The organism is Pseudomonas vranovensis DSM 16006 (genome assembly GCF_000425805.1).
Taxonomy (GTDB): domain Bacteria; phylum Pseudomonadota; class Gammaproteobacteria; order Pseudomonadales; family Pseudomonadaceae; genus Aquipseudomonas; species Aquipseudomonas vranovensis.
The window spans coordinates 55,172-80,292 of record NZ_KE384456.1 but is presented as its reverse complement, the minus strand read 5'-3'; the positions used below and the strand labels follow the sequence as shown (position 1 = coordinate 80,292).

Sequence of the window (25,121 nt, the reverse complement as noted above, 5' to 3'; positions counted from 1 at the left end):
AGGCGAAAGCAGGCGAAAAAAAGCAGTTTACCCAACTACAGCAGTCACCAGTCAAAAAAGCCCGGGAACTCACTCGCATCGGCGGCCGTCATGGGGTGCGCCACCAGGAAGCCCTGGGCGAACTCGCAACCGTTGGCGCGGAGCCAGCGAGCCTGCTCGCAGGTCTCGACTCCTTCGGCGATGGTGCTGATCCCAAACTGCTGGCAGAGCTCGATCACACTGCGGACCAGGGCGCCATCGACCACAGAGCCCGGCAGTTTCGCCACCAAATGGCGATCGAACTTGAGCGTATCAATGGGCAGGTCACGCAACAGCTTCAACGAGCAATCACCTGCGCCGAAGTCGTCCAGGGCAATATGCACGCCCAACTCGCGTAGTTTGTGCAGCTGCTTGAAGGCTTCATCGCGGTTGTACATCAGCGACGTCTCGGCGACTTCGACCTCCAGCTGAGCCGGTACAAGCGCGTGACTGACAATCACCCGCGCCAGCTCCTCAACCAGATTGGGCATGGCAAACTGCACCCTGCTCAGGCTCATGCTCAGCACCACGTCCGGACCACAACACTCGCTCCAGGCCCGACGTTGCGACGCGCCTTGCTGGTAGATCCAACTGGCCAGACGATTGATCAGCCGGGCCTCCTCGAGCAAGGGAATGAACAAACCCGGCGGCACATCCCCGACACTGGGATGGCGCCAGCGCAACAAGGCCTCGAAACCGCGCAAGCGGCCATCGGCGAAGGCAACCTGAGGCTGATAGACCAAGCTGAAATCCCTGTGCTCGATCGCATCGCGCACGCTGTCTTCGAGCATCAGCCGTGAGCGCGCCCGGCCATTGAGGTCATGATCGTAGTAACGATACTGCTGGCGCCCGGACTGCTTGGCTGCATACATCGCCGCATCGGCCGCACGCAGCAAGCCATCGAGGCCGAGCCCGCAATCCGGGTAGGTGGCGATACCGATACTGACCCCCAGCGTCACCTCCAGCCCGTCGATGTCCTGGCAGATGGACACACGTTCGATCAATTTTTCGGCAAAGCGTGCAGCCTGTTCGGGACAGTCCAGCGCATCGAGCAACGCGGTGAACTCGTCACCGCCCATGCGTGCGAGTATCGCGCGGGTGCCCAGGCAGTCCTTGAACTGCTCGGCCACCCACCGCAGAACACGGTCACCGGCTTCATGACCAAGGGAGTCGTTGATTCGCTTGAAGCCATCCAGGTCCAGGTACAGCAAGGCCTGTGACTTGTCCGAGCGCTCATTGCGTACCAATGCACTCTCGGCGGCCTGGTAGAAGCCGCGCCGATTGAGCAGCCCCGTCAACGGGTCGGTCACAGCCTGATACTCCAGTTGCTGATGCAGGCTGCGCACCACCGACATGTCCAGCACCGTTACCACCATGGCCCGCCGCTCGCCCGGAAGTGGCGCGCACGACAGCGCCACCGGCAGCGGATGTCCGCCCGCAGTACGCAGCACAGCATCGTGAACGCGAAAAATTTCCCGGTCCAGATAGGTTTGATAGAACGGCGATTCGGCCCACACCGTCGCCCCCGGCGACTGTACATATGCCAGAAGATCAGTGCCCTGCAAACGTTCAACCGGCGCATCGAGCAGCCGGGAAATCGCTGGGTTGGCAAAGCAGATTAAGCCGTCATCGGCTACCACCAGAATGCCCTCGGCCGCATTTTCCAGCACCGAGGCATTGAAAGCGCGTTCGGTTTCCAGGTCGCGGCTCAAGCGCTGCAATGAACGCCTGTTGCGCTGCTGTTCAAGCAACGCCTGAACCTTGGGCTTGAGAATCTGCGGGTCGAAGGGTTTGAACAGGTAATCCACCGCACCACTGGCATAGCCCTTGAGCACGGCGGCCTGGGACTGCTCATTGGCGGTGAGGAAAATGATCGGCGTCAGCCGCGTACGCTGGCTGCCGCGCATAAGACGGGCGACCTCGAATCCATCCATGCCTGGCATCTGCACATCCAGCAGCACCAGGTCCACTTCGTGCTCGAGCAGCGCACTCAGGGCTTCGGTCCCCGAGTTCGCAGTCAGTACCTGCCAGTCCTGACGCGCCAGCAAGGCGCGCATGCTGACCAGGTTTTCCGGGTAGTCATCAACGACCAGCAGTACTGAGCCGTTTTCATGTGACGGAGGTTGCGCGCAATCCATGCTGCTTCTCTTGTGGCACAGGTCGTACTTCGGTTGAAGTCCGAGCCTAACTCTAGACCTCGCTGCCTTAAATCTGAAGTTATCACCTTGCCACTACCCACGGAAACTCTCGTTAGCCGACTAACGGTCTGTCCGATCAGGCCATACCTGCCTCTACATTGGCGCCAGGCATAAAAAAACCCGCATCACTGCGGGTTTTTTACACGGTCAGGTCTTAATTGACCTTGGCCGCCAGCTCGCCCTTGAGGTAGCGCTGGAACATGCCTTCCAGGGAGATCGGCTTGATCTTGGAAGCATTGCCGGCAGTACCGAACGCTTCGTAACGGGCGATGCAGACATCACGCATGGCCGTTACGGTGGCGCCGAAGAACTTGCGCGGGTCGAACTCGCTCGGATTCTGCGCCATCAGGCGACGCATGGCACCCGTGGAAGCCAGGCGCAGGTCGGTGTCGATGTTGACCTTGCGCACACCGTGCTTGATGCCTTCGACGATTTCTTCGACCGGCACGCCGTAGGTTTCCTTGATGTCGCCGCCGTACTGGTTGATGATCGCCAGCCATTCCTGCGGAACCGAGGAAGAACCGTGCATCACCAGGTGGGTGTTGGGGATGCGCTTGTGAATCTCTTTGATACGGTCGATCGCCAGCACGTCACCGGTCGGTGGCTTGGTGAACTTGTAGGCACCGTGGCTGGTGCCGATGGCGATGGCCAGCGCATCGACCTGGGTCTTCTTGACGAAGTCGGCAGCTTCTTCCGGATCGGTCAGCATCTGGCTGTGATCCAGGATACCTTCGGCACCGATACCGTCTTCTTCACCGGCCATGCCGGTTTCCAGCGAGCCCAGGCAGCCCAGCTCGCCTTCAACCGAAACGCCGCAGGCGTGCGCCATGGCAACGGTCTGCTGAGTGACACGGACGTTGTACTCGTAGTCGGTAGGGGTCTTGCCGTCTTCGCCGAGCGAGCCGTCCATCATCACCGAGCTGAAGCCCAGCTGGATCGACCGCTGGCACACGTCAGGGCTGGTACCGTGGTCCTGGTGCATGCACACCGGGATATGGGGGAATTCTTCGATCGCGGCCAGGATCAGGTGGCGCAGGAACGGGGCACCCGCATATTTGCGGGCACCGGCCGAGGCCTGGACAATCACCGGAGAGTCGGTCTTGTCGGCGGCTTCCATGATGGCGCGCATCTGCTCGAGGTTGTTGACGTTGAAAGCCGGAACGCCGTAGCCGAATTCGGCGGCGTGGTCCAGCATCTGGCGCATGCTAATGAGTGCCATTGTGTATCTCTCTCCCGACAAGCGTCGTTTTTCGTGCAAGCCTGCCGCAGTGGCGGTTGCTATTCAAGTAGTGTGGGCCGCCTCCAGGCAGCCCGGCCAGTCACGGCGCCTTGCAGCCCCGCCCTATCAAATCGTTGGTGGCAGCCCAGTACACCAGGCCTTCGTCACCCTTGCTGTGGAACGCCAGCACACCATCGCTGTACAGCGAACCGGAAGCGCCTGGCTCGGCCTTGAGCCGGTAGACCTGATCACCGCCGCCCAGACGCACGTCCAGGCTCTGTTGACTGCTGTCGGCAAAGCGCCAGAGCACTTCAGCCTTGCTGTCGCAAACCCATCGGGTCCAGTTGTCCGAGGGTGTCTCCTTCGGCGTGAAGCTTGCACATCCACCGAGTACTGCCAAGGCCAACAGGGCCACGACACCTTTCATCCAATATCCTCTAGCAGACCACAAACAGGCCGGTAGGTTGCCATCAACCGATCAAGGGCAACCCTGGGCTCGGCGCTGGTGCTCGTCGTCGTACTTCTCAAGGCCATCCGGGCCGAGTCGCTTGTTGATCACTGGAGCGGTCTCCGCCTGCCATTCAGACTGATAGCAGCCACCTTTCGGCGCATCGGGCTGATCGGCCTCAGGCGCCGGATTGCTGGAGCAGGCGCCCAGCAATCCGACCAGGACAAACACAGGCAATCGCTTGACCATCAGGTCGCTCCCTTTGCCAGGCGCTGAGCAAATCAGGCCTTGGCCCGTTGTTCCAGTACTTCCACCGCTGGCAGGACCTTGCCCTCGACGAACTCGAGGAACGCACCGCCACCGGTAGAAATGTAGGAGATTTGCTCGGCAACGCCATATTTGTCGATGGCGGCCAGGGTATCGCCACCACCGGCGATGGAGAACGCGGCGCTTTCCGCGATGGCCTTGGCCAGTACCTTGGTGCCGTTACCGAACTGGTCGAACTCGAAGACACCAACCGGACCATTCCACAGAATGGTCTTGGACGACTTCAGCAGCTCGGCGAAGTTGGCCGCGGTCTGCGGACCGATGTCGAGAATCATGTCGTCGTCGGCAACGTCGGCAACCAGCTTGACGGTAGCAGCGGCGCTTTCAGCGAATTCCTTGGCAACCACCACATCCACCGGCAGCGGGACGTTGACCTTGGCGGCGATGGCCTTGGCGGTGTCGATCAGGTCAGGTTCGTACAGCGACTTGCCCACTGGGTGACCGGCAGCGGCCAGGAAGGTGTTGGCGATGCCGCCACCGACGATCAGCAGGTCGCAGACCTGGCTCAGGCTGTTGAGCACGTCCAGCTTGGTCGACACCTTGGAGCCGGCAACGATGGCAGCCATCGGCTTGGCCGGGGCCTTGAGGGCCTTGCCCAGGGCGTCCAGCTCGGCGGCCAGCAGCGGGCCAGCAGCCGCCACCTTGGCGAACTTGGCCACGCCGTGGGTCGAGCCCTCGGCACGGTGGGCAGTACCGAAGGCGTCCATCACGAACACGTCGCACAGGGCTGCGTATTTTTGCGCCAGCTCGTCGGCGTTCTTTTTCTCACCCTTGTTGAAGCGCACGTTTTCGAACAACACGAGGTCACCGGCCTGGACCTGGACACCGTCGAGGTAGTCGGCAACCAGGGGTACTTCACGGCCCAGGGCCTTGCTCAGGTAATCGGCTACCGGCTTGAGGCTGTTCTCGGCCGAGAACTCGCCTTCGGTCGGACGGCCCAGGTGCGAGCAGACCATCACGGCCGCACCCTTTTCCAGGGCCAGCTTGATGGTCGGCAGCGAAGCGAGGATACGCGCATCGCTGGCAACCACACCGTCCTTCACAGGCACGTTGAGGTCTTCGCGGATCAGTACGCGCTTACCTTGCAGATCGAGGTCGGTCATCTTCAACACGGTCATGAATGCGGTCCTTCAGGGATGTTTGCTAGTGGAGCGGGTTTGATTGACGACGTGCAGGTAATGTTCGGCAACGTCGAGCATACGGTTGGCAAAACCCCATTCGTTATCGAACCAGGCCAGCAGGTTGACCAGCCGGGGGCCGGAAACGCGGGTCTGGCTGGCATCGACAATGGCCGAATGTGGGTCATGGTTGAAATCACAACTGGCGTGCGGTAACTCGGTGTAGGCCAGGAGTCCCTTCAGCGGGCCGCTCAGGGCCGCATCGCGCAGCACCTGGTTGACCTCTGCCGCAGTGGTATCGCGGGCGGTCTGCAGGGTGATGTCCAGGCACGACACGTTGACGGTCGGCACACGTACGGCTTTGGCCTGAATTCGCCCGGCAAGTTCCGGCAACAACCGCTCGATGCCGCGCGCAAGTCCGGTGGACACCGGAATCACCGACTGGAACGCCGAGCGGGTGCGGCGCAGGTCTTCATGGTGATAAGCGTCGATCACCGGCTGGTCGTTCATTGCCGAGTGGATCGTGGTAATCGACACGTATTCAAGGCCGAACGCCCGGTCCAGTACCCGCAGCAGCGGCACGCCGCAGTTGGTGGTGCAGGAAGCGTTGGAGACCAGCAGTTCATTGCCTTTGAGGCAGTCCTGGTTGATGCCGTAGACGACCGTCGCATCGACGTCCGCCTCGCTGGCCATCGGCTGGGAAAACAGCACCCGCGGCGCGCCGGCTTCAAGAAAACGCTGGCCATCGGCACGGGTGTTGTAGGCACCGGAACACTCCAGTACCAGATCGACATCCAGTGCTGCCCAGTCGATCCCTTCCGGGGTGGCACTGCGCAAAACCTTCACGCAGTCGCCATGGATATGCAGACAATCGCCGTCGACCTTCACCTCGCCGGGAAAACGCCCGTGGGTGGAGTCGAAGCGTGTCAGGTATTCGATACTGGCCTGATCGGCCAGGTCGTTCAGCGCGACGATCTCGAAGCCCGCCTTCGCCCCCCGTTCAAAGAGTGCGCGCAAGACGCAACGACCAATACGGCCATAGCCGTTGAGTGCAACTTTGTAAGGACGCGTTTGGGGCATGGGATGCTCACGGAACAGAAGCGTTATCTGCAATCGCGGGGCAAGCACGCTCCTACAGTCCTGTAGGAGCGTGCTTGCCCCGCGATGAATCCAACTCTATCGATCAGTCTTCCAGCAGCTCTTCAGCAGTACCCAGGATGTTTTCCAGGGTGAAACCGAACTCTTCGAACAAGGCGGCCGCAGGGGCCGACTCGCCGTAGGTGGTCATGCCGATCACGCGGCCTTCGAGGCCGACGTACTTGTACCAGAAGTCGGCATGGGCCGCTTCGATAGCGATACGCGCACCGACCTGCAGCGGCAGGACCGACTGTTTGTAGGCAGCATCCTGGGCATCGAAGACGCTGGTGCATGGCATCGATACAACACGGACCTTGCGGCCCTGCTCGGTCAGCTTGTCAAAGGCCTGAACGGCCAGGCCCACTTCGGAACCGGTGGCGATCAGGATCAGCTCAGGCTCGCCTGCGCAGTCTTTCAGCACGTAGCCGCCACGGCTGATGTCAGCGATCTGGCCGGCGTCACGGGTTTGGTGCTGCAGGTTCTGACGCGAGAAGATCAGCGCCGAAGGGCCGTCCTTGCGCTCCAGGGCGTGCTTCCACGACACCGCCGATTCAACGGCGTCGGCTGGGCGCCAGGTGTCCAGGTTCGGGGTGCTGCGCAGGCTGGTCAGCTGCTCGATCGGCTGGTGAGTCGGGCCGTCTTCGCCCAGACCGATAGAGTCGTGGGTGTAGACGTGAATCACGCGCTGCTTCATCAGGGCCGACATGCGCACAGCGTTGCGGGCGTATTCCATGAACATCAGGAAGGTCGCACCGTAAGGCACCAGGCCGCCGTGCAGGGCAACACCGTTCATGATTGCGGTCATGCCGAATTCACGCACGCCGTAGAACATGTAGTTGCCGCTGGCATCTTCAGCGCTGACGCCCTTGCAGCCTTTCCACAGGGTCAGGTTGGAACCGGCCAGGTCAGCCGAACCACCGAGGAACTCTGGCAGCAGAGGACCGAAGGCGTTCAGGGTGTTCTGGCTGGCTTTACGGCTGGCGATGGTTTCGCCCTTGGCCGCAACGTCAGCGATGTAGGCCGCAGCCTTCTCGGAGAAATCAACCGGCAGTTCGCCACTCAGGCGACGCTTCAGCTCGCTGGCCAGTTCAGGGAAGGCAGCGGCGTAGGCCGCGAAACGCTGGTCCCACTCGGCTTCAACGGCCTTGCCGGCTTCCTTGGCATCCCACTCGGCGTAGATGTCAGCCGGGATCTCGAACGGACCGTGGTTCCAGTTCAGCTCTTTGCGGGCCAAGGCGATTTCGTCATTGCCCAGTGGCGCGCCGTGGCAATCTTCCTTGCCCTGCTTGTTCGGCGAGCCGAAGCCGATGATGGTCTTGCAGCAGATCAGGGTCGGCTGCTCGCTCTTGCGGGCGGTCTCGATGGCGGTCTTGATTTCGTCGGCGTCATGGCCGTCGACATTGCGGATCACCTGCCAGTTGTAGGCTTCGAAACGCTTCGGCGTGTCGTCGGTGAACCAGCCTTCGACTTCGCCGTCGATGGAGATGCCGTTGTCATCGTAGAAGGCGATCAGCTTGCCCAGGCCCAGGGTACCGGCCAGGGAAGCGACTTCGTGGGAGATGCCTTCCATCATGCAACCATCACCCAGGAACACATAAGTGTGGTGATCGACGACGTTGTGGCCTTCGCGGTTGAACTGGGCGCCCAGGACTTTTTCAGCGATGGCAAAACCCACGGCGTTGGCCAGGCCCTGGCCGAGCGGACCGGTGGTGGTCTCGACGCCTGCGGTGTAGCCGAACTCCGGGTGGCCCGGGGTGCGGCTGTGCAGCTGGCGGAAAGCCTTCAGGTCATCGATCGACAGGTCGTAGCCGGTCAGGTGCAGCAGCGAATAGATCAGCATCGAGCCGTGGCCGTTGGACAGCACGAAGCGGTCACGGTCAGCGAAGTCCGGGTTGCTCGGGCTGTGCTTCAGATAGTCGCGCCAAAGAACTTCGGCGATATCCGCCATGCCCATGGGGGCACCGGGGTGACCGCTGTTGGCCTTCTGCACGGCATCCATGCTGAGTGCTCGAATGGCGTTGGCACGTTCACGACGGCTGGGCATCGCTTATCTCCTGGGGGTTGAAAGTTACGAAACGAAAAAAGGCGGTTATTTTCGCCCAGGCATGCGTCCGGGGGCAATGACGGATGGTCGATGCAGCATGATTTTCCTGTGTTTGAGTGCAGATTTAGGCGATAGCCCGGCCAAACAGCGGATTCGGTCGACTCTGCTGCGACGAATTGCCCCGCCTATCGCTCAATATCAAAACTTTTTGATATTGCGCTTGCGACGCCGGGGCACCCTGACTAGACTGCCGCCCCATGAATCTTCGTTTGCCGTCAATCCACCCTGAACAAAGCGACGAGCTGGCCGCCCTGTGCAAGGCCAGTGGCGACCCGTTGCGCCTGAACGTCTTGCGCGCACTGGCCAACGATTCGTTCGGGGTACTGGAGCTGGCGCAGATCTTCGCCATCGGTCAGTCGGGAATGAGCCACCACCTCAAGGTGCTATCCCAGGCGGCACTGGTGGCGACGCGGCGCGAAGGCAACGCGATCTTTTATCGCCGTGCCTTGCCCGATGCCCTGCGCCTGGGCGGCAAGCTGCATGCGGCCTTGCTGGAGGAAGTCGATGGCCTGGCCCTGCCGGACGATGTCCAGGCGCGCATCGGCCAGGTCCAGCAACGGCGCGCGGCCACCAGCCAGGACTTTTTCCAGCGCGTCGAAGAAAAATTCCGCGCCCAGCAGGATCTGATCGCGGGACTTCCCCAGTACCGCGAAAGCCTGTTGGCGCTGCTCGACAACTTGAGCTTTGGACCCGACGCCGGCGCCCTTGAAGTGGGCCCTGGCGATGGAGAATTTCTTCCAGAGCTGGCCCGGCGCTTTGCCCGGGTCACGGCACTGGACAACAGCCCGACCATGCTCGACCTGGCCCGCCAGGTCTGTGAGCGAGAAGGTCTGGCGAATGTGAACCTGCAGTTGGCCGATGCACTCAGTGCAACGGATGTGGACGCCGACTGCGTAGTGCTGAACATGGTCCTGCACCATTTCAGCGCCCCGGCCGAAGCCCTGCGGCAGCTGGCCAACCGTGTGAAGCCAGGCGGAAGCCTGTTGGTAACAGAGTTGTGCAGCCACGACCAGAGCTGGGCCAGAGAGGCCTGCGGCGATATCTGGCTGGGCTTCGAGCAGGACGACCTGGTCCGTTGGGCCAGCGCTGCGGGACTGGCTCCCGGGGACAGCCTCTATGTGGGCTTACGTAATGGTTTCCAGATCCAGGTCCGCCATTTTCAGCGACCGGCTGGCGACACTCACCATCGGTAAATTTTAGGAACCCGTCGAGATGAGCGAATACTCCCTTTTCACCTCCGAGTCCGTATCTGAAGGGCATCCGGACAAAATCGCCGACCAGATTTCGGATGCAGTGCTGGACGCCATCATCACCCAGGACAAATTCGCCCGTGTCGCCTGCGAGACCCTGGTAAAAACAGGTGTAGCGATCATCGCTGGCGAAGTGACCACCTCAGCCTGGGTAGACCTGGAAGAGATCGTGCGTAAAGTCATCGTCGACATCGGCTACAACAGCTCCGACGTCGGCTTTGACGGCGCCACCTGCGCCGTAATGAACATCATCGGCAAGCAGTCGGTAGACATTGCCCAGGGCGTTGACCGCAGCAAGCCGGAAGACCAGGGCGCTGGCGACCAGGGTCTGATGTTCGGCTATGCCAGCAACGAAACCGACGTGTTGATGCCCGCGCCGATCTGCTTCTCGCACCGCCTGGTCGAGCGCCAGGCCGAAGCACGCAAGTCCGGCCTGCTGCCGTGGCTGCGCCCGGATGCCAAGTCCCAGGTTACCTGCCGCTATGACGGCGGCAAGGTCGTCGGCATCGACGCCGTGGTCCTGTCGACCCAGCACAACCCTGAAGTCTCGCAGAAAGACCTCCAGGAAGCGGTCATGGAGCTGATCGTCAAGCACACCCTGCCTGCCGAACTGCTGCACAAGGACACCCAGTTCCACATCAACCCGACCGGCCAGTTCATCATCGGTGGCCCGGTGGGCGACTGCGGCCTGACCGGTCGCAAGATCATCGTCGACAGCTATGGCGGCATGGCCCGTCACGGCGGTGGCGCGTTCTCCGGCAAGGACCCGTCCAAGGTCGACCGTTCGGCAGCCTACGCCGGTCGCTACGTGGCCAAGAACATCGTGGCCGCCGGCCTTGCCGAGCGTTGCGAGATCCAGGTGTCCTACGCCATTGGCGTGGCTCAGCCTACTTCGATCTCGCTGAACACCTTCGGCACCGGCAAGATCGCCGACGACAAGATCATCCAGCTGGTGCGCGAGTGCTTCGACCTGCGTCCATACGCCATCACCACCATGCTCGACCTGCTGCACCCGATGTACCAGGAAACCGCTGCCTACGGCCACTTCGGTCGCATCCCACAGCAGAAGACAGTCGGCGACGACACCTTCACCACCTTCACCTGGGAACGCACCGACCGCGTCGACGCCCTGCGCGCCGCTGCCGGTTTGTAAGTAACAGGTCATGAACAGCCCCTGCCGGGCAACCGGCCGGGGCTTTTTTGTGCCTGGCGCAGCCGCGAGCTTGCCCTGCTGTCTCCCTACACACCCCCTAACAATGCTCTGCCCTCTCCCTCAAAAAGCCATCCTAGTCTGTGAGTTCACCCCGCAGAGCAAGGACGCTCGCCATGTTCCACAAACTGCTGCTCTCACTACTGCTGCTGCCCTGGCTCACCTGCACACACGCCCAGACGTGCCCTCAATGGCCCGCCGCCCAGGCCCAGGCCGAGATTCAGAACCTGCAGCACACCCTCGCCAACTGGGATGACCACTACCATGGAAAGGGCGTATCGCTGGTAGCTGACGAGCTCTACGACCAGAGCCGCACTCAGCTCGTACATTGGCGTTCGTGCTTCCCGGCGGCCAGGACCGTCACCGACAACCCGCTACAGGCAGCCAACGGCCCGGTTCCTCATCCCATCGCCCATACCGGCCTGGCAAAGCTGCCGGACGAGCAGGCGGTCGCGGCGTGGATGCAGGGCAAGCACGACCTGTGGATTCAACCCAAGGTCGACGGTGTTGCGGTCACCCTGGTGTATCAGGCCGGCCAACTGGTGTCTTTGACCAGCCGTGGCGATGGACGGGACGGGCACGACTGGAGCCGTCACATCCCGATGCTCAGCTCCGTCAATCGCCAACTGCCGCGCCCCGTGGACCTGGTACTTCAAGGCGAGCTCTATTGGCGCCTGGACGCCCACGTTCAGGCCGACGCCGGTAGCCGCAACGCCCGTGGCAATGTCGCGGGGCTACTCGCACGCAAGCAGCTCGATGAGCAGCAAGGCGCTGCCATCGGCCTGTTCGTCTGGGCATGGCCCCAAGGACCCGCGAGCCAGCAACAGCGGCTTGCCGGGTTGAGCGTCCTGGGTTTCACCGACACCGAGCACTACAGCGTGCCCATCCAGGGTATGGACGAAGCAGCACGATGGCGGGAGCACTGGTACCGCACCCCACTTCCGTTTGCCAGCGACGGTGTTGTGCTGCGCCAGGGCCAACGCCCAGATGGCAAGCGCTGGCAAGCCCGCGAGCCGTACTGGGTCGCCGCCTGGAAATATCCCTTTGCCCAGGCCCTGGCCCAGGTTAGGGCAGTGCAGTTCAACATCGGCCGGACTGGCCGCATCACGCCGGTTTTGCAGATCAAACCGGTACAACTGGATGATCGACAGATCCGCCAGGTGAGCACCGGCTCCCTCCAGCAATGGCAGCAACTGGACATCCGCCCGGGTGACCAGGTAGCGGTCAGCCTGGCTGGGCTGACCATTCCGCGCCTCGATGACGTTGTACACCGCACAGTGCAGCGTGCGGCCATCGAAGTACCGGACCCCGCCAACCACCATGCGCTCAGTTGCTGGCAGCCCAGTGACTCCTGCCGCGGGCAGTTCGTGGCTCGCCTGGATTGGCTGAGTGGAAAACAAGGGCTGGCCATGAAAGGCGTAGGGCCCGGGACCTGGGCCCGACTGGTCGACAGTGGCCTGGTCCGGAACCTGACTGACTGGCTTGAAATCACGGAAGACGACCTGCAGCAGGTGTCCGGCCTGGCCGAGCGCAGCCGCCAGCAACTTCTCTTTACATTTCAGCAAACCCGCCAACAACCTTTCGATCGCTGGCTACGGGCCCTTGGAATTCCGGCCCCCAGCGCACTTGCACTCAAGGGCCCCTGGGCAGAACTTGCCCGCCGCGACGCCGCACAATGGCTGGAAGAACCCGGTATCGGCCGTGGCCGTAGCGCCCAACTGCTGGCGTTTTTCCGTTCCCCCGACGTACAAATGATGGCCGAACAATTGCACCGACATGCAATCGAGGGTTTCTAAATTTCCCGGATCAGGGCAGCATCATGAATTCTGCTGTCCCGCCTCACACGGAGCCCCTATGAAACTGCTATCACCTCTCGCCCTGTTCACTGCCTGTGGTCTGCTCGCCTCACCGCTGCTGGCTGCCGAAGAACAACCAGGGTTGACCGGTTGCGCAGCCAAGCGTCAGGCCATCAGCGAACAAATCGAACAGGCTCGCGCCCATGGCAACAAAGACCAGCAGGCCGGCCTGGAAAAAGCCTTGAGCGAAGTGACCGAACACTGCACCGATGCCGGCCTGCGCAAGGAGCGCGAGCAAAAAGTGCTCGACGCCCGCCATGAAGTGACCCAGCGCACCAAGGACCTGGACAAGGCCATGAAAAAAGGTGACGCCGAGAAAATCAACAAGCGCAAGGACAAGCTGGCCGAGTCCAAGAAAGAGCTGCAGCAAGCGCTGGATGAACTCGAGAAGTAAGACACACCACATCGCGGGGCAAGCCCGCTCCTATCGGTAGGAGCGGGCTTGCCCCGCGATGGCGTTTTCAATGATTGCGAAACTCGGTATGACAGGCTTTGCACGCCGCCTCGACCTTGTTCATTGGCGCTGCCAGCTCGGCCGCCTGCAGTGGCTGGGCGCGTGTCACCGCCACCAGCTCGGCAGTGCTGGCTTCCATCTGCTGAGCCAGGTCCTGGAAGCGCGCCTGTTGCTGCCAGACCTCAGGCCGGGCACTGGTCTCGTCTTCTTCGCGCACTTGCGGGAAGTGCTTCCACGGCTCACGGCTCAAGGCATCGAGCTTGACCGCGCCATCGGCGAACTTCTGCCCGTCGAACGCCAGGCGCCCACGCAGCATGCCGCCCAGGTCCTCACTGGTCTTGAGCATTTGCTTGAAGATGGTTTTACGCTGACCCAGCGGCGAGTTGGGATCAACGCCGCCACAGGCGGTCAGAGTGAGACAGGCCAGCAGCACAACAGAGAGTCGCTTGAGCATCATGGTAATTTCGGCTCACGGAAAAAAGCGGCCAGTATCCTCGCCTCGCCAGCAAAGACCAATACCCTTATTAACTCTAGGGGTTGCCAGGGGCGCTGAACCCCAGGTAATCCGCCAAGGAACGCTGTACATGAAATCTCACCTGCGCCCTCTGGCTTTGACGCTTTCGGCACTGGCGCTGCTCGCCGGCTGCAACGGCGGCGGCCCGGAAAAGCCCAAGCCCCATGCCGTTGCCACCTATGTGAGCCAGACCTGGAAAGACCTGCCCCAAGTCAGCGACCCTGACCTGCTGGCCGGCTTCGAAGCCTGGCGCAGCGCCTGCGAACGCCTCAAGCGCGATGCCATCTGGGCCAGCACCTGTGCAGCCGCGGCCGCCGTGCCCGCCGACAGTGGCCAGGTACGCACCTTTCTTCAAAGCCAGCTGGATGTCTACAGCATGCGTTCGGGTGAAAACAGTGCCAACGGCCTGATCACCGGCTACTACGAACCGGTGTACCCCGGCAGCCTGACCCAGACCGACACAGCCCATGTGCCGGTCTACGGCGTCCCCGACGACATGATCGTGGTCGCCCTGGACAGTGTCTATCCCGAGCTCAAGGGCAAGCGCCTGCGTGGCCGCATCGAGGGACGCACCCTCAAGCCCTACGACACCGCCGAGATAATCAACCAGCAAGGCGTGCCAGCACCGGTACTGGCCTGGCTGACCAACCCCATGGACCTGCAGTTCCTGCAGATCCAGGGCTCCGGGCGGATTCAACTGGAAAGCGGTCGCCAGTTGCGCGTTGGCTATGCCGACCAGAATGGCCACCCCTATCGCCCGATCGGGCGCTGGCTGGTCGAACAGGGGCAGTTGAAAAAAGAAGAAGTGAGCATGGGCGCCATTCATGGCTGGGCCCAGGCCAACCCGACGCGTGTCCCGGAACTGCTGGCGAGCAACCCCAGCTACGTGTTCTTCAGTACTCGTCCGGACAGCAATGAAGGCCCGCGCGGTTCGCTCAACGTGCCATTGACCGCGGGCTACAGCGTGGCCATCGACCGCAAGGTAATTCCCCTGGGCAGCCTGCTGTGGCTCTCCACCACTCGCCCCGATGGCGCCCCGGTGGTTCGCCCGGTCGCAGCCCAGGACACCGGCGGCGCAATCACTGGCGAAGTGCGGGCAGACCTGTTCTGGGGTACCGGCGCCGAAGCGGGTGAGCTGGCAGGCAACATGAAGCAGCAGGGGCAGATCTGGCTGCTCTGGCCAAAAGGGGCTGCACTGCCTGAGGTGCCAAAGACGTTGTGACGCGCCAATTGCGGGGCAGGCCCGCTGCCACTGAGCGGACCTGCCCCGCGATTGCATTCACACTGACACGACAAAGAACGACACGATCAACGCCACCCCGGCAAACCACACCAGCGAACGCAACGCTGCCCAGTCAGCCAGGTAGCAGATGATGTAGAGCAGGCGGCTGGTGATGTACACCACCGCCAGCACGTCCTGGGTCACTTGCTCGGCATTGCCGACGATGTCGGCGATGATCACCGCAGCGGCAAAGGCCGGGAACGCTTCGAAGCTGTTCAACTGTGCCGCATGGGCCCGACGCGGCAAACCTTCGAGCGTCTCCTGGAAAGCCCGCGGGTCGTGGTTGTGGCGCAGGTTGAAGCGCCCGCTGCTGAGCTTGGCGATGCTGGTACACAGGATCGGCAGAAACAACGCAATCAATACACACCAGAAAGCAACGGTCATGGCTAAGTCCTTGTCGGTTGGAACATCAGAGTTTCATGATCAGCATGCCGATCAGCACCAGGGCACAGGCTAAGAGCCTGGGACCGCCAAAAGGTTCTTTGAGGTAGCGCATTCCGAACAGCACCACCAGAATCACACTGACCTCGCGCAACGCCGCCGCCTCGGCTACCGAACCCAACTGCATGGCCCAGAGCACCAACGCATAGCTGAGCAGCACGCAGATTCCCACTGCCAGCCCCAGCCGCCACTGCAACCGCCAAAACAGTACAAAGGGCGCACGCCGGGCGACACCGGCCAGCAACGGGAAGGGCCAGGCACTGAGCAGCGTCAACCACACAAGATAGTCCAGCGGCTGCGACCAGAGGCGAATCGCCTGGCCGTCGAACCAGGTGTAGCACCCGATGCACAGCCCGATCAGGGCCACGACCGGCAGCATCGACCAAGGCAGGCGATCACCTCCACCGCCCTGCCAGAGCAGGCAGGCCATACCACAGGGGATCAGCAGGATGCCGAGGATCTGCTGGTTGCTCAGCGTCTCGCCGGCAAAGGTCAACGTCAGCCCCAGCACCACCAGCGGCGACAGGCCACGCATCAGGGGATAGACCAGCCCCAGGTCACCGACCCGATAGGCCTGGATCAACAGAAATCGATAAAGTTGCTCGAACAACGCCGAAGCCAACAGCCACGGCCAGACCTCAGCCGGTGGAACCTGCACGAAGGCGACCATCGCCACAGCGAACACCAGCGCCACGACATCCATGCTGGCGATCACCAGCAAACGCTCGCCGCTGAATTTGATCAGGGTGTTCCAGGTTGCATGCAGCAAAGCAGCAACCAGTACCAGTGAAGTGGCTAACACGCGTAGGTCCTTGGCAGTGCAGGTCGGGTCATCAATGGCCAGGCGCTATCTAAGCATTTCACCCCGCCTGGCGTCGCGCACAATTGCTTGCCAGGGAAACGAAACCCAGCGATCGCGGTCAACGCATGCAGTCAAAAACTGTGTCCCCAAGCCAACGGCAAGCCATCCAAGCACTGCCCGATGGACTCGGGTGCCGAATTGAAAGCCACTACAGGACCCCGAATGCTTGAGCTCGTTGCTGCGTTTATTTGCTTGACCACCCTCCTCACCTACCTGAATTACCGCTTTATCGGCCTGCCGCCCACCATTGGCGTCATGGTCACTGCCCTGCTGTTTTCCCTGCTGCTCCAAGGCTTGAGTGTCATCGGCTACCCGGGGCTGGAAGAGCGGGTGCAAGGCCTGATGAGCCAGATCGATTTCAACGACCTGCTTATGCACTGGATGCTGTCGTTCCTGCTGTTTGCCGGCGCCCTGCACGTCAACCTCGCCGACCTGCGCAGCTACCGTTGGCCGATCGGGCTGCTGGCCACCGTAGGCGTACTGATCGCCACCGTGGTCATCGGCTACCTCGCCCACTGGATCTTCGCCCTGTTCGGTTGGCACATCAGCCTGCTCTACTGCCTGCTGTTCGGCGCCTTGATCTCACCCACCGATCCCATTGCGGTGCTCGGTGCCTTGCGTACCGCAAACGCCTCCAAACCGTTGAAAACCACGATTGTTGGCGAGTCGCTGTTCAATGACGGTACGGCGGTGGTGGTGTTTACCGTGCTGCTGGGCATTGCCCAACTGGGCGAGACGCCGACGGTCAGCGAAACCGCCATCCTGTTCGTCCGCGAAGCCATTGGCGGTGCGCTGTTCGGCGGCCTGATCGGCTATATCACCTACCGCATGATCAAGGGCATCGAGCAGTACCAGGTCGAGGTCATGCTGGCCCTGGCCCTGGTCATCGGCGGTTCGGCCATGGCCTACGAGCTGCATGTGTCGGCGCCCATCGCGATGGTGGTGGCAGGCCTGATCATCGGCAACCTGGGACGCAACCTGGCGATGAACGAAATGACCCGTCGTTACCTGGACGGTTTCTGGGAACTGATCGACGATATGCTCAACGCCCTGCTGTTCGCCTTGATCGGCCTGGAGCTGTTGCTGCTGCCGTTCTCCTGGATGCACCTGGCGGCCGCTGGTGTATTGGCCGTGGCGATCCTGCTGTCCCGCCTGCTGACCGTGGCCCCGGCCATTGTCATGCTGCGCCGCTGGCGCAATGTGCCGCGCGGCACCGTGCGAGTACTGACCTGGGGTGGATTGCGAGGCGGGGTTTCGGTGGCGCTGGCGCTGTCGCTGCCCAGCGGTACCGAGCGTGACCTGCTGTTGAGCATCACCTACATCGTGGTGCTGTCGTCGATCCTGTTGCAGGGGCTGACGATCGGCCGGGTGGTGCGTGGGGTGACCGAGCGGCCTTGAGGGGCTTTTCGCGGGGCAAGTCCAGACTTGCCCCGCGATGCTGTTCTCATTCCACCGTCGTATCGAACTGGTCCTTGATGTACTTGATCTCGGTCCGCCCATGGGCCGCCGGCAGACCATCCTCACCCAGGTTGACGAAGACCATGCGATCAACCGTCAGGATGCTCTTGCGGGTGATCTTGTTGCGCACTTCGCACTGGAGGGTGATGGAGGTGCGGCCGAACTCGGTGGCCGTAATGCCCAACTCGATAATGTCGCCCTGGCGCGAGGCGCTGACGAAGTTGATTTCCGAGATGTACTTGGTCACCACTCGCTGGTTGCCCAGCTGCACGATCGCGTAGATCGCCGCCTCTTCGTCGATCCAGCGCAGCAGGCTGCCGCCGAACAGGGTACCGTTGGGGTTGAGGTCTTCGGGCTTGACCCACTTGCGGGTGTGAAAATTCATATCTACTCCTGACCGTCTTGCCAATCGTTGGAGGTAATGATGGCAGAGCCGGCCACATGCCTCCATTTAACATCGACTATGGTCTCGATTAATCGACAGAAAACCTTGGGCAGTTGCGTTGGCACGGCTATAATCGCCCTCGCTTGAAAAACGGTCATCTGCACTTGATACCGTTCCCGCCACCTGTCCGAGGGGCGCTGCAGCAGGTTCAACCTGTCAGGCTCGGATGGGGCGTTGTCTGGCCAGGCCTTGCCTGGCGACACTAAACGCACAACGGCGCCCATTCGCACACTACGAATGGAGGCTCTCAATGAGCGCTGTAATCACGCCTGCAGGTTTTACCGATTTCAAAGTCGCCGACATCTCCCTGGCTGCCTGGGGCCGTCGCGAAACCATCATCGCTGAATCGGAAATGCCGGCACTGATGGGCCTGCGCCGCAAGTACCTGCAAGAGCAACCGCTCAAGGGTGCCAAGATCCTCGGCTGCATCCACATGACCATTCAGACCGCCGTGCTGATCGAAACCCTGGTTGCCCTGGGTGCCGAAGTGCGCTGGTCGTCCTGCAACATTTTCTCCACTCAGGACCAGGCCGCTGCCTCCATCGCCGCTGCCGGCATTCCGGTATTCGCCTGGAAAGGCGAGACCGAAGAAGAGTACGAGTGGTGCCTTGAGCAGACCATCCTCAAGGATGGCCAGCCATGGGATGCCAACATGATCCTGGACGACGGCGGCGACCTCACCGAGCTGCTGCACAAGAAGTACCCGGCCGTTCTCGACCGCGTCCACGGCGTTACCGAAGAAACCACCACCGGCGTTCACCGCCTGCTGGACATGCTGGCCAAGGGCGAGCTGAAAATCCCGGCCATCAACGTCAACGACTCGGTCACCAAGAGCAAGAACGACAACAAGTACGGCTGCCGTCATAGCCTGAACGATGCGATCAAGCGCGGTACCGATCACCTGCTGTCGGGCAAGCAAGCCCTGGTCATCGGCTACGGCGACGTCGGCAAGGGCTCGGCCCAGTCGCTGCGCCAGGAAGGCATGATCGTCAAGGTGACCGAAGTCGATCCGATCTGCGCCATGCAGGCCTGCATGGACGGTTTCGAGCTGGTTTCGCCGTTCATCGACGGTATCAACACCGGCACCGAAGCGAGCATCGACAAGGCCTTGCTGGGCAAGATCGACCTGATCGTCACCACCACCGGTAACGTCAACGTCTGCGACGCCAACATGCTCAAGGCCCTGAAAAAGCGCGCCGTCGTGTGCAACATCGGCCACTTCGACAATGAAATCGACACCGCTTTCATGCGCAAGAACTGGGCCTGGGAAGAGGTCAAGCCACAGGTACACAAGATCCACCGTACCGGCGCTGGCAGCTTCGACCCACAGAACGACGACTACCTGATCCTGCTGGCCGAAGGTCGCCTGGTGAACCTGGGCAATGCCACTGGCCACCCAAGCCGCATCATGGATGGCTCGTTCGCCAACCAGGTGCTGGCACAGATCTTCCTGTTCGGCCAGAAGTACGCCGACCTGCCAGCCGCTCAGAAAGCCGAGCGCCTGACCGTTGAAGTACTGCCGAAGAAACTCGACGAAGAAGTGGCCCTGGAAATGGTCCGCGGCTTCGGCGGCGTAGTGACCCAACTGACCCCTCAACAGGCCGAGTACATCGGCGTCACTGTTGAAGGGCCGTTCAAGCCACACGCCTACCGCTACTGATGGGCCAAGGCCGGTGTCGCTGCAAAGCGTCACCGGCTTTTTTCTGTATGCCAGCTGACGCTGGCCTGCTTGATCGGTTTACCAGGATTCCACCATGTCCCAAGAGCGTCGTTACAGCTTCGAGTTCTTCCCGACCAAGACCGATGCTGGCCATGAAAAGCTGCTCGCCACTGCCCGCCAGTTGGCCAGCTACAACCCCGATTTCTTCTCCTGCACCTACGGTGCCGGTGGCTCGACCCGCGACCGCACCCTCAACACCGTGCTGCAGCTGGAAAGCGAAGTGAAAGTACCGGCCGCACCACACCTGTCGTGTGTCGGTGACAGCAAGGACGACCTGCGCGGCCTACTGACCCAGTACAAGGCTGCCGGCATCCAGCGCATCGTCGCCCTGCGCGGCGACCTGCCTTCGGGCATGGGCATGGCCAGTGGCGAACTGCGGTACGCCAACGAGCTGGTCGAGTTCATCCGCCAGGAAAGTGGTGACCACTTCCATATCGAAGTCGCTGCCTACCCCGAGATGCACCCCCAGGCGCGCAACTTCGAAGATGACCTGAACAACTTCGTGCGCAAGGCCAATGCCGGCGCCAACAGTGCCATCACCCAGTACTTCTTCAACGCCGACAGCTACTTCTACTTCGTCGAACGCGTGCAGCAACTGGGCGTGAATATTCCTGTGGTACCAGGGATCATGCCAATCACCAACTACAGCAAGCTGGCACGTTTTTCCGACGCCTGCGGCGCCGAAATTCCACGCTGGATCCGCAAGCAACTGGAAGCCTACGGCGATGACGTCAAGAGCATCCAGGCCTTCGGTGAAGAGGTGATCACCCGCATGTGCGAACAACTGCTGCAAGGCGGCGCACCGGGCCTTCACTTCTATACGCTGAACCAGGCCGAGCCTAGCCTGGCGATCTGGAACAACCTCAAGTTGCCCCGCTGATCGCTCCGTAAACCGTTGGTAACAATTGCTGCAGATTGCTGAAAAGGTCTTGGCTTACGCTAAGGCCTTTTCCGCATTCTTGCCCTACGGATTTACGCGCATTCATGACCCACGGCCACGCCTCAGCCCGCCCGCAACTCGTCTACCTGGTCTTCGGGCCGCACACCTATCATCAAGAAGCACAGTTCAGCATCGTCAGCGCCCTGGCCAACTTGCGAAAAACGCCTGATGAAGCCCTGGACATCCAGGTCTACAGTGACCGCCCCGAGCCTTACCAGCACCTGCCGGTAACCGTCCACACCCTGGATGACACAACCCGCGAAGCCTGGAACCAACCCTACGGCTATCACTTTCGAAGCAAGCATGTGGTCCTGCGCCAGGTGCTGGCCAGCTACCCCAAAGCCGTGCTGATCGACACCGACACTTTCTTTCATCAGTCGCCCATGGAGCTGTTTCGCCGCATTCAGCCAGGCACCCTGCTGTGCAACGCCATTGGCGCCAATTACGGCGACGACCCCCAATGCCCGTTGTTTCAAAGCCTCGCGCCGATGCTTGAAGCACGCGGGCTGGCCGACCGCAACCTGCCGTTGCTCAACTCCGGCGTGATCGGCCTGATGCAGGAGGACGCCAGCCTGCTTGATCAGTCCATCGCCCTGATGGACACGTACTACCCCCATGCCAACGGGGCCTACACCCTGGAGGAGTTCTGCCTGTCGGTTGCGGCCTATCGCCGGATGCACGTCAACCAGTGTACCGACCTGATCCACCACTACTGGAGCCGCAAGCAATTGTTCCGGGCCAAGGTCCAGGCCTGGCTGGCCAAGCACCAGCATGCCCCGCTAAGTTGCCAGGCCCTTGAGGACGTGGCACGGGTCAACGCTCAACTACCCAAGCCCCCTGCCCTGCAACGCCTGGGCTACAAGGCGCTGAGCCTGACCTTGCCCGCCGAGCAGCGCCAGTTCCTGCGTGAGCTGATGTACGGCTGCTACGACTACCCCAATGAATTCGACCGTGCCTGCGCACCCGCCTGGTGGGACAAAGCCCTGGAAAACGCCAGTGCCCGCCACCCCCTGTGCCAGAAAAAACTTCGGCAGTGGCTGGAACACCCCGGCATGCGCCTGAGCCTGGGTCAAAAGCACGGCACGGTCCGCGAATCCCTGTTAAGGCGATCACATCACTGACGCCTGGGCTGGAGCATTGCTCACGTCTACTAGCCATAGCCGTGTACACGTCGTAATCTCCAGCCATGCCCGATTTCGCCCGCCTCCTGACTGCATTGCTCCTCACTTGCCTGAGTGCCCTGGCCCATGGCGAGAAACTGCGTATCGTCACCGAACCCTGGGCACCCTATGTGTACCTGGAGAATGGTCAGGCCAAAGGCATCGACTACGAGGTCACCGCCGAGGTCTTCAAGCGCCTTGGCGTGGAAGTGGAGTGGCAGTTCCTGCCCTGGAAGCGCTGTCTGGCCATGGTCGAGCAAGGCCTGGCTGATGGTGTTCTGGATATATTCCAGACTGAACAGCGCGACAGTCAGCTGTATTACCCCAGTGAACCGCTGTCGGACGTCGAATTCGTACTGTTCTACGCCAACGCCCGTCCCCACGCGATCAAAAGTCTTGAAGACCTGCGCGGTCTGACGGTGGGCACCTCTCCCGGCTACACCTACGCCTCGGCATTCAGCGAATCGCCGCTGTTCACCCGCGAACCTGCCCCCACCCATGAAGCCAACTTCGGCAAACTGCAGCGTGGCCGCATCGATCTGCTGATCACCGACCGGCGTGTCGGGCGCTATATGATCAACAATATGGGGCTGAAGCAGGAGATCAGCGAGCTGCCACTGGTGGTCAGCCGTCAGAGCCAGTACCTGGCCGTGCGCCGCAATGTCGGCATGGATCTACTGGTTCAGCGCTTCGCCGCCGAGTTGCGCCGCTTCAAGCGTGAACCCGCCTATGCTGCCCTGAATGCCCGTTATGCCGGTGCCGGAGACGGCTTTCGGACGGCCGTTGAGCAGCAGGAACACAGCACGCCCTGATTGCTCTGTTATACTCGGGCCTTCCCGCCAGGCTTACGCCCGGACGCTCGGTCTTGCAAAAGGCATCCCGACCGGCAGGACAGCGCGGCCAAGAGCCCGCCCGCCACACTCCGGATGCGCATTGAAGACCCTGCTGGACCGGACGCGATAGCATCACCCGATGCCCGTCGCGCCAGGCAAGATTATCCCATCGGGCTTAGCCCCCACTAAGAACAGGATTACTCATGTCCTTTGCTTCCCTCGGTCTCTCCGAGGCTCTAGTCCGCGCCATCGAGGCAGCGGGCTATACCCAGCCCACTCCGGTGCAACAGCGGGCCATTCCCGCCGTGTTGCAAGGTCGCGACCTGATGGTCGCCGCCCAGACAGGTACTGGTAAAACCGGTGGTTTCGCCTTGCCGATTCTCGAACGCCTGTTCCCAGGTGGTCACCCAGACAAATCCCAGCGTCATGGCCCGCGCCAGCCACGTGTTCTGGTACTGACGCCCACGCGTGAACTGGCCGCCCAGGTACATGACAGCTTCAAAGTCTATGCCCGCGACCTGAACTTCGTCAGTGCCTGCATCTTCGGCGGCGTCGGCATGAACCCACAGGTTCAGGCCATGTCCCGCGGTGTCGACGTACTGGTCGCCTGCCCAGGCCGCCTGCTGGACCTCGCCGGCCAGGGTAGCGTCGACTTGTCCCACGTCGAAATCCTGGTCCTGGACGAAGCCGACCGCATGCTCGACATGGGCTTTATCCACGATGTGAAGAAAGTCCTCGCACGGTTGCCGGCCAAGCGCCAGAACCTGCTGTTCTCGGCGACCTTCTCCAAAGACATCACTGACCTTGCCGACAAGCTGCTGCATAACCCTGAGCGCATCGAAGTCACGCCACCGAACACTACGGTCGAGCGCATCGAACAGCGTGTGTACCGCCTGCCGGCCAGCCACAAGCGCGCCTTGCTGGCCCACTTGATCACCATGGGTGCCTGGGAACAGGTGCTGGTGTTCACCCGCACCAAGCACGGCGCCAACCGCCTGGCCGAGTACCTGGAAAAACACGGCCTGACCGCCGCTGCCATCCACGGCAACAAGAGCCAGAACGCACGCACCAAGGCCTTGGCCGACTTCAAGGCCGGCACCGTGCGCATCATGGTCGCCACTGACATCGCAGCCCGTGGCCTGGACATCGACCAGCTGCCGCATGTGGTCAACTTCGAACTGCCCAACGTCGAAGAAGACTACGTCCACCGCATCGGCCGTACTGGCCGTGCCGGTCGCTCCGGCGAGGCGATCTCGCTGGTCGCCCCGGACGAAGAAAAGCTGCTCAAGAGCATCGAGCGCGTCACCCGCCAGAAGATCCAGGACGGTGACCTGATGGGCTTCGATGCCTCCAAGGTTGAAGCCGAAAAACCTGAAGTGCGCGAGCGTCCGCAGAACAATCCGCGCGGCGGCCGTGGCCAGCGCGCCGATGGCAGCAATGCCAACAACGGTGGTCGCAAGGACAAGGGCAAGGATCAAGGCAAGGAAAAAGGCCGCGAGAAGGACAAGGAAAAAACCGCGGAGAAATCTGCCGGTGGCCGCCAGGACCGCAAACCGCGCGACAAGAAGCCACGCCAGTCCCAGTCCGCACAACCGGGTGTACCGTCAGTACCGGCCAACCGTGATCCAGAAGAGTTCCTGGATGACGAAGTGGACAATTTCGGAAATCGCGCCGACTACGTCAGCCCTTACCAGAACAAGGGCGGCCAGGGTCGCAACCGTCGTCCGGGGGCACCTGCCCAGGCCGGTGCCGGCACAGGTCAACCACGCAGCAACGGTGGCGGCACCGGCCGCAACAGTGGCCCACGCAGCGGCGCCGGTACGGGCGGCTCGGCCAACGGCGAAAAGCGCGGTGGCGCACGTAACGGCACCGGCGGCCAGCAGCGCCGTGACGGTGGCGGCGGTCGCAATCGTCGTCCGACCAGTGACAGCTCCTCGGGCGAGCCGGCCGTACGCAATCCGCGTGAAGGCCAGCCGCAACCGAAGATCATGCACAAAGAGTCGAAGGTCGACCGTTTCCCGACTGCCGAGCAGCTTGAGCAATTGCCAAGCCGCCCACGTGGCGAGAAACCTGCTTTGCTGACACGCAATCGCTGATCCAGCAAAAGCAGAAACAAGAACGCCGCCC

At 61.8% G+C, this 25,121-nt stretch carries 22 protein-coding genes and 1 riboswitch; of the genes, 11 read left to right on the top strand and 11 right to left on the bottom strand.

Annotated features, from left to right (window positions below; all coding sequences use genetic code 11):
* Positions 1 to 44: 44 nt before the first annotated feature.
* The 7 genes from H621_RS0122915 to tkt all read right to left on the bottom strand — a co-directional run bounded on the left by H621_RS0122915 (position 45) and on the right by tkt (position 8,509).
* Positions 45 to 2,156, bottom strand: coding sequence for a putative bifunctional diguanylate cyclase/phosphodiesterase (locus tag H621_RS0122915; RefSeq protein ID WP_028945614.1), 2,112 nt, complete (start codon positions 2,154 to 2,156; stop codon positions 45 to 47).
* A 214-nt stretch (positions 2,157 to 2,370) separates the two neighbouring features.
* Complete coding sequence (gene fba / locus H621_RS0122910; protein WP_028945613.1) at positions 2,371 to 3,435, bottom strand: class II fructose-bisphosphate aldolase; 1,065 nt, start codon at positions 3,433 to 3,435, stop codon at positions 2,371 to 2,373.
* A gap of 100 nt (positions 3,436 to 3,535) precedes the next feature.
* Complete coding sequence (locus tag H621_RS0122905; RefSeq protein WP_028945612.1) at positions 3,536 to 3,862, bottom strand: MliC family protein; 327 nt, start codon at positions 3,860 to 3,862, stop codon at positions 3,536 to 3,538.
* Between the two features lie 51 nt (positions 3,863 to 3,913).
* On the bottom strand, positions 3,914 to 4,165 hold the full coding sequence (locus tag H621_RS0122900) for a hypothetical protein (protein ID WP_028945611.1): 252 nt from the start codon (positions 4,163 to 4,165) through the stop codon (positions 3,914 to 3,916).
* Entirely contained in the window at positions 4,165 to 5,328 is a 1,164-nt protein-coding gene (locus tag H621_RS0122895) for a phosphoglycerate kinase (protein WP_028945610.1), read from the bottom strand. The genes H621_RS0122900 and H621_RS0122895 overlap by 1 nt, the downstream gene beginning before the upstream one ends.
* A gap of 12 nt (positions 5,329 to 5,340) precedes the next feature.
* Positions 5,341 to 6,408: an erythrose-4-phosphate dehydrogenase gene (gene epd, locus H621_RS0122890; RefSeq protein ID WP_028945609.1), complete on the bottom strand. Its 1,068-nt coding sequence runs from the start codon at positions 6,406 to 6,408 to the stop codon at positions 5,341 to 5,343.
* 103 nt (positions 6,409 to 6,511) lie between these two features.
* Entirely contained in the window at positions 6,512 to 8,509 is a 1,998-nt protein-coding gene (gene tkt, locus H621_RS0122885) for a transketolase (RefSeq protein WP_028945608.1), read from the bottom strand.
* Between the two features lie 257 nt (positions 8,510 to 8,766).
* Between tkt and H621_RS0122880 the strand changes: the two genes are divergently transcribed.
* The 4 genes from H621_RS0122880 to H621_RS0122865 all read left to right on the top strand — a co-directional run bounded on the left by H621_RS0122880 (position 8,767) and on the right by H621_RS0122865 (position 13,279).
* Complete coding sequence (locus tag H621_RS0122880; RefSeq protein ID WP_028945607.1) at positions 8,767 to 9,762, top strand: ArsR/SmtB family transcription factor; 996 nt, start codon at positions 8,767 to 8,769, stop codon at positions 9,760 to 9,762.
* A gap of 19 nt (positions 9,763 to 9,781) precedes the next feature.
* Complete coding sequence (gene metK / locus H621_RS0122875; RefSeq protein ID WP_028945606.1) at positions 9,782 to 10,972, top strand: methionine adenosyltransferase; 1,191 nt, start codon at positions 9,782 to 9,784, stop codon at positions 10,970 to 10,972.
* Positions 10,973 to 11,145: 173 nt separating this feature from the next.
* The gene (ligB, locus tag H621_RS0122870; protein ID WP_028945605.1) at positions 11,146 to 12,825 is read left to right on the top strand and encodes an NAD-dependent DNA ligase LigB; all 1,680 of its coding nucleotides are present in this window, start codon (positions 11,146 to 11,148) and stop codon (positions 12,823 to 12,825) included.
* A gap of 58 nt (positions 12,826 to 12,883) precedes the next feature.
* A complete protein-coding gene (locus H621_RS0122865; protein WP_028945604.1) occupies positions 12,884 to 13,279 on the top strand; it encodes a DUF1090 domain-containing protein in 396 nt (131 codons plus the stop codon).
* Positions 13,280 to 13,346: 67 nt separating this feature from the next.
* On the opposite strand, the gene H621_RS0122860 is transcribed toward H621_RS0122865, so the two are convergent.
* Complete coding sequence (locus H621_RS0122860) at positions 13,347 to 13,796, bottom strand: c-type cytochrome (protein WP_028945603.1); 450 nt, start codon at positions 13,794 to 13,796, stop codon at positions 13,347 to 13,349.
* Between the two features lie 127 nt (positions 13,797 to 13,923).
* Between H621_RS0122860 and mltA the strand changes: the two genes are divergently transcribed.
* Positions 13,924 to 15,075, top strand: coding sequence for a murein transglycosylase A (gene mltA / locus H621_RS0122855; protein ID WP_028945602.1), 1,152 nt, complete (start codon positions 13,924 to 13,926; stop codon positions 15,073 to 15,075).
* 57 nt (positions 15,076 to 15,132) lie between these two features.
* On the opposite strand, the gene H621_RS0122850 is transcribed toward mltA, so the two are convergent.
* On the bottom strand, positions 15,133 to 15,519 hold the full coding sequence (locus tag H621_RS0122850; protein ID WP_028945601.1) for an MAPEG family protein: 387 nt from the start codon (positions 15,517 to 15,519) through the stop codon (positions 15,133 to 15,135).
* Between the two features lie 25 nt (positions 15,520 to 15,544).
* The gene (locus H621_RS0122845) at positions 15,545 to 16,378 is read right to left on the bottom strand and encodes an EamA family transporter (RefSeq protein ID WP_028945600.1); all 834 of its coding nucleotides are present in this window, start codon (positions 16,376 to 16,378) and stop codon (positions 15,545 to 15,547) included.
* 222 nt (positions 16,379 to 16,600) lie between these two features.
* Here H621_RS0122845 and H621_RS0122840 point away from each other — a divergent pair, with 222 nt between their 5' ends.
* Positions 16,601 to 17,836 carry a cation:proton antiporter gene (locus tag H621_RS0122840; protein WP_028945599.1) on the top strand — a complete coding sequence of 412 codons (1,236 nt, stop codon included), beginning with the start codon at positions 16,601 to 16,603 and terminating at the stop codon, positions 17,834 to 17,836.
* Positions 17,837 to 17,882: 46 nt separating this feature from the next.
* Here the strand turns inward: H621_RS0122840 and H621_RS0122835 are convergent, their stop codons facing one another.
* A complete protein-coding gene (locus H621_RS0122835) occupies positions 17,883 to 18,281 on the bottom strand; it encodes an acyl-CoA thioesterase (RefSeq protein WP_028945598.1) in 399 nt (132 codons plus the stop codon).
* 183 nt (positions 18,282 to 18,464) lie between these two features.
* A riboswitch (S-adenosyl-L-homocysteine riboswitch) is annotated at positions 18,465 to 18,570 on the top strand.
* 21 nt (positions 18,571 to 18,591) lie between these two features.
* Here H621_RS0122835 and ahcY point away from each other — a divergent pair.
* From ahcY to rhlE2, 5 genes are all read left to right on the top strand, one after another.
* The gene (ahcY, locus tag H621_RS0122825; RefSeq protein WP_028945596.1) at positions 18,592 to 20,001 is read left to right on the top strand and encodes an adenosylhomocysteinase; all 1,410 of its coding nucleotides are present in this window, start codon (positions 18,592 to 18,594) and stop codon (positions 19,999 to 20,001) included.
* 94 nt (positions 20,002 to 20,095) lie between these two features.
* On the top strand, positions 20,096 to 20,941 hold the full coding sequence (gene metF, locus H621_RS0122820) for a methylenetetrahydrofolate reductase [NAD(P)H] (protein ID WP_028945595.1): 846 nt from the start codon (positions 20,096 to 20,098) through the stop codon (positions 20,939 to 20,941).
* A 104-nt stretch (positions 20,942 to 21,045) separates the two neighbouring features.
* Positions 21,046 to 22,122 carry a hypothetical protein gene (locus H621_RS0122815; RefSeq protein ID WP_028945594.1) on the top strand — a complete coding sequence of 359 codons (1,077 nt, stop codon included), beginning with the start codon at positions 21,046 to 21,048 and terminating at the stop codon, positions 22,120 to 22,122.
* Between the two features lie 65 nt (positions 22,123 to 22,187).
* Positions 22,188 to 22,973 (top strand): substrate-binding periplasmic protein, encoded by a 786-nt coding sequence (locus H621_RS0122810; protein WP_028945593.1) that lies wholly within the window; start codon positions 22,188 to 22,190, stop codon positions 22,971 to 22,973.
* A 224-nt stretch (positions 22,974 to 23,197) separates the two neighbouring features.
* Positions 23,198 to 25,090, top strand: coding sequence for an RNA helicase RhlE2 (gene rhlE2 / locus H621_RS0122805; RefSeq protein ID WP_028945592.1), 1,893 nt, complete (start codon positions 23,198 to 23,200; stop codon positions 25,088 to 25,090).
* The last annotated feature ends 31 nt before the right edge of the window (positions 25,091 to 25,121 follow it).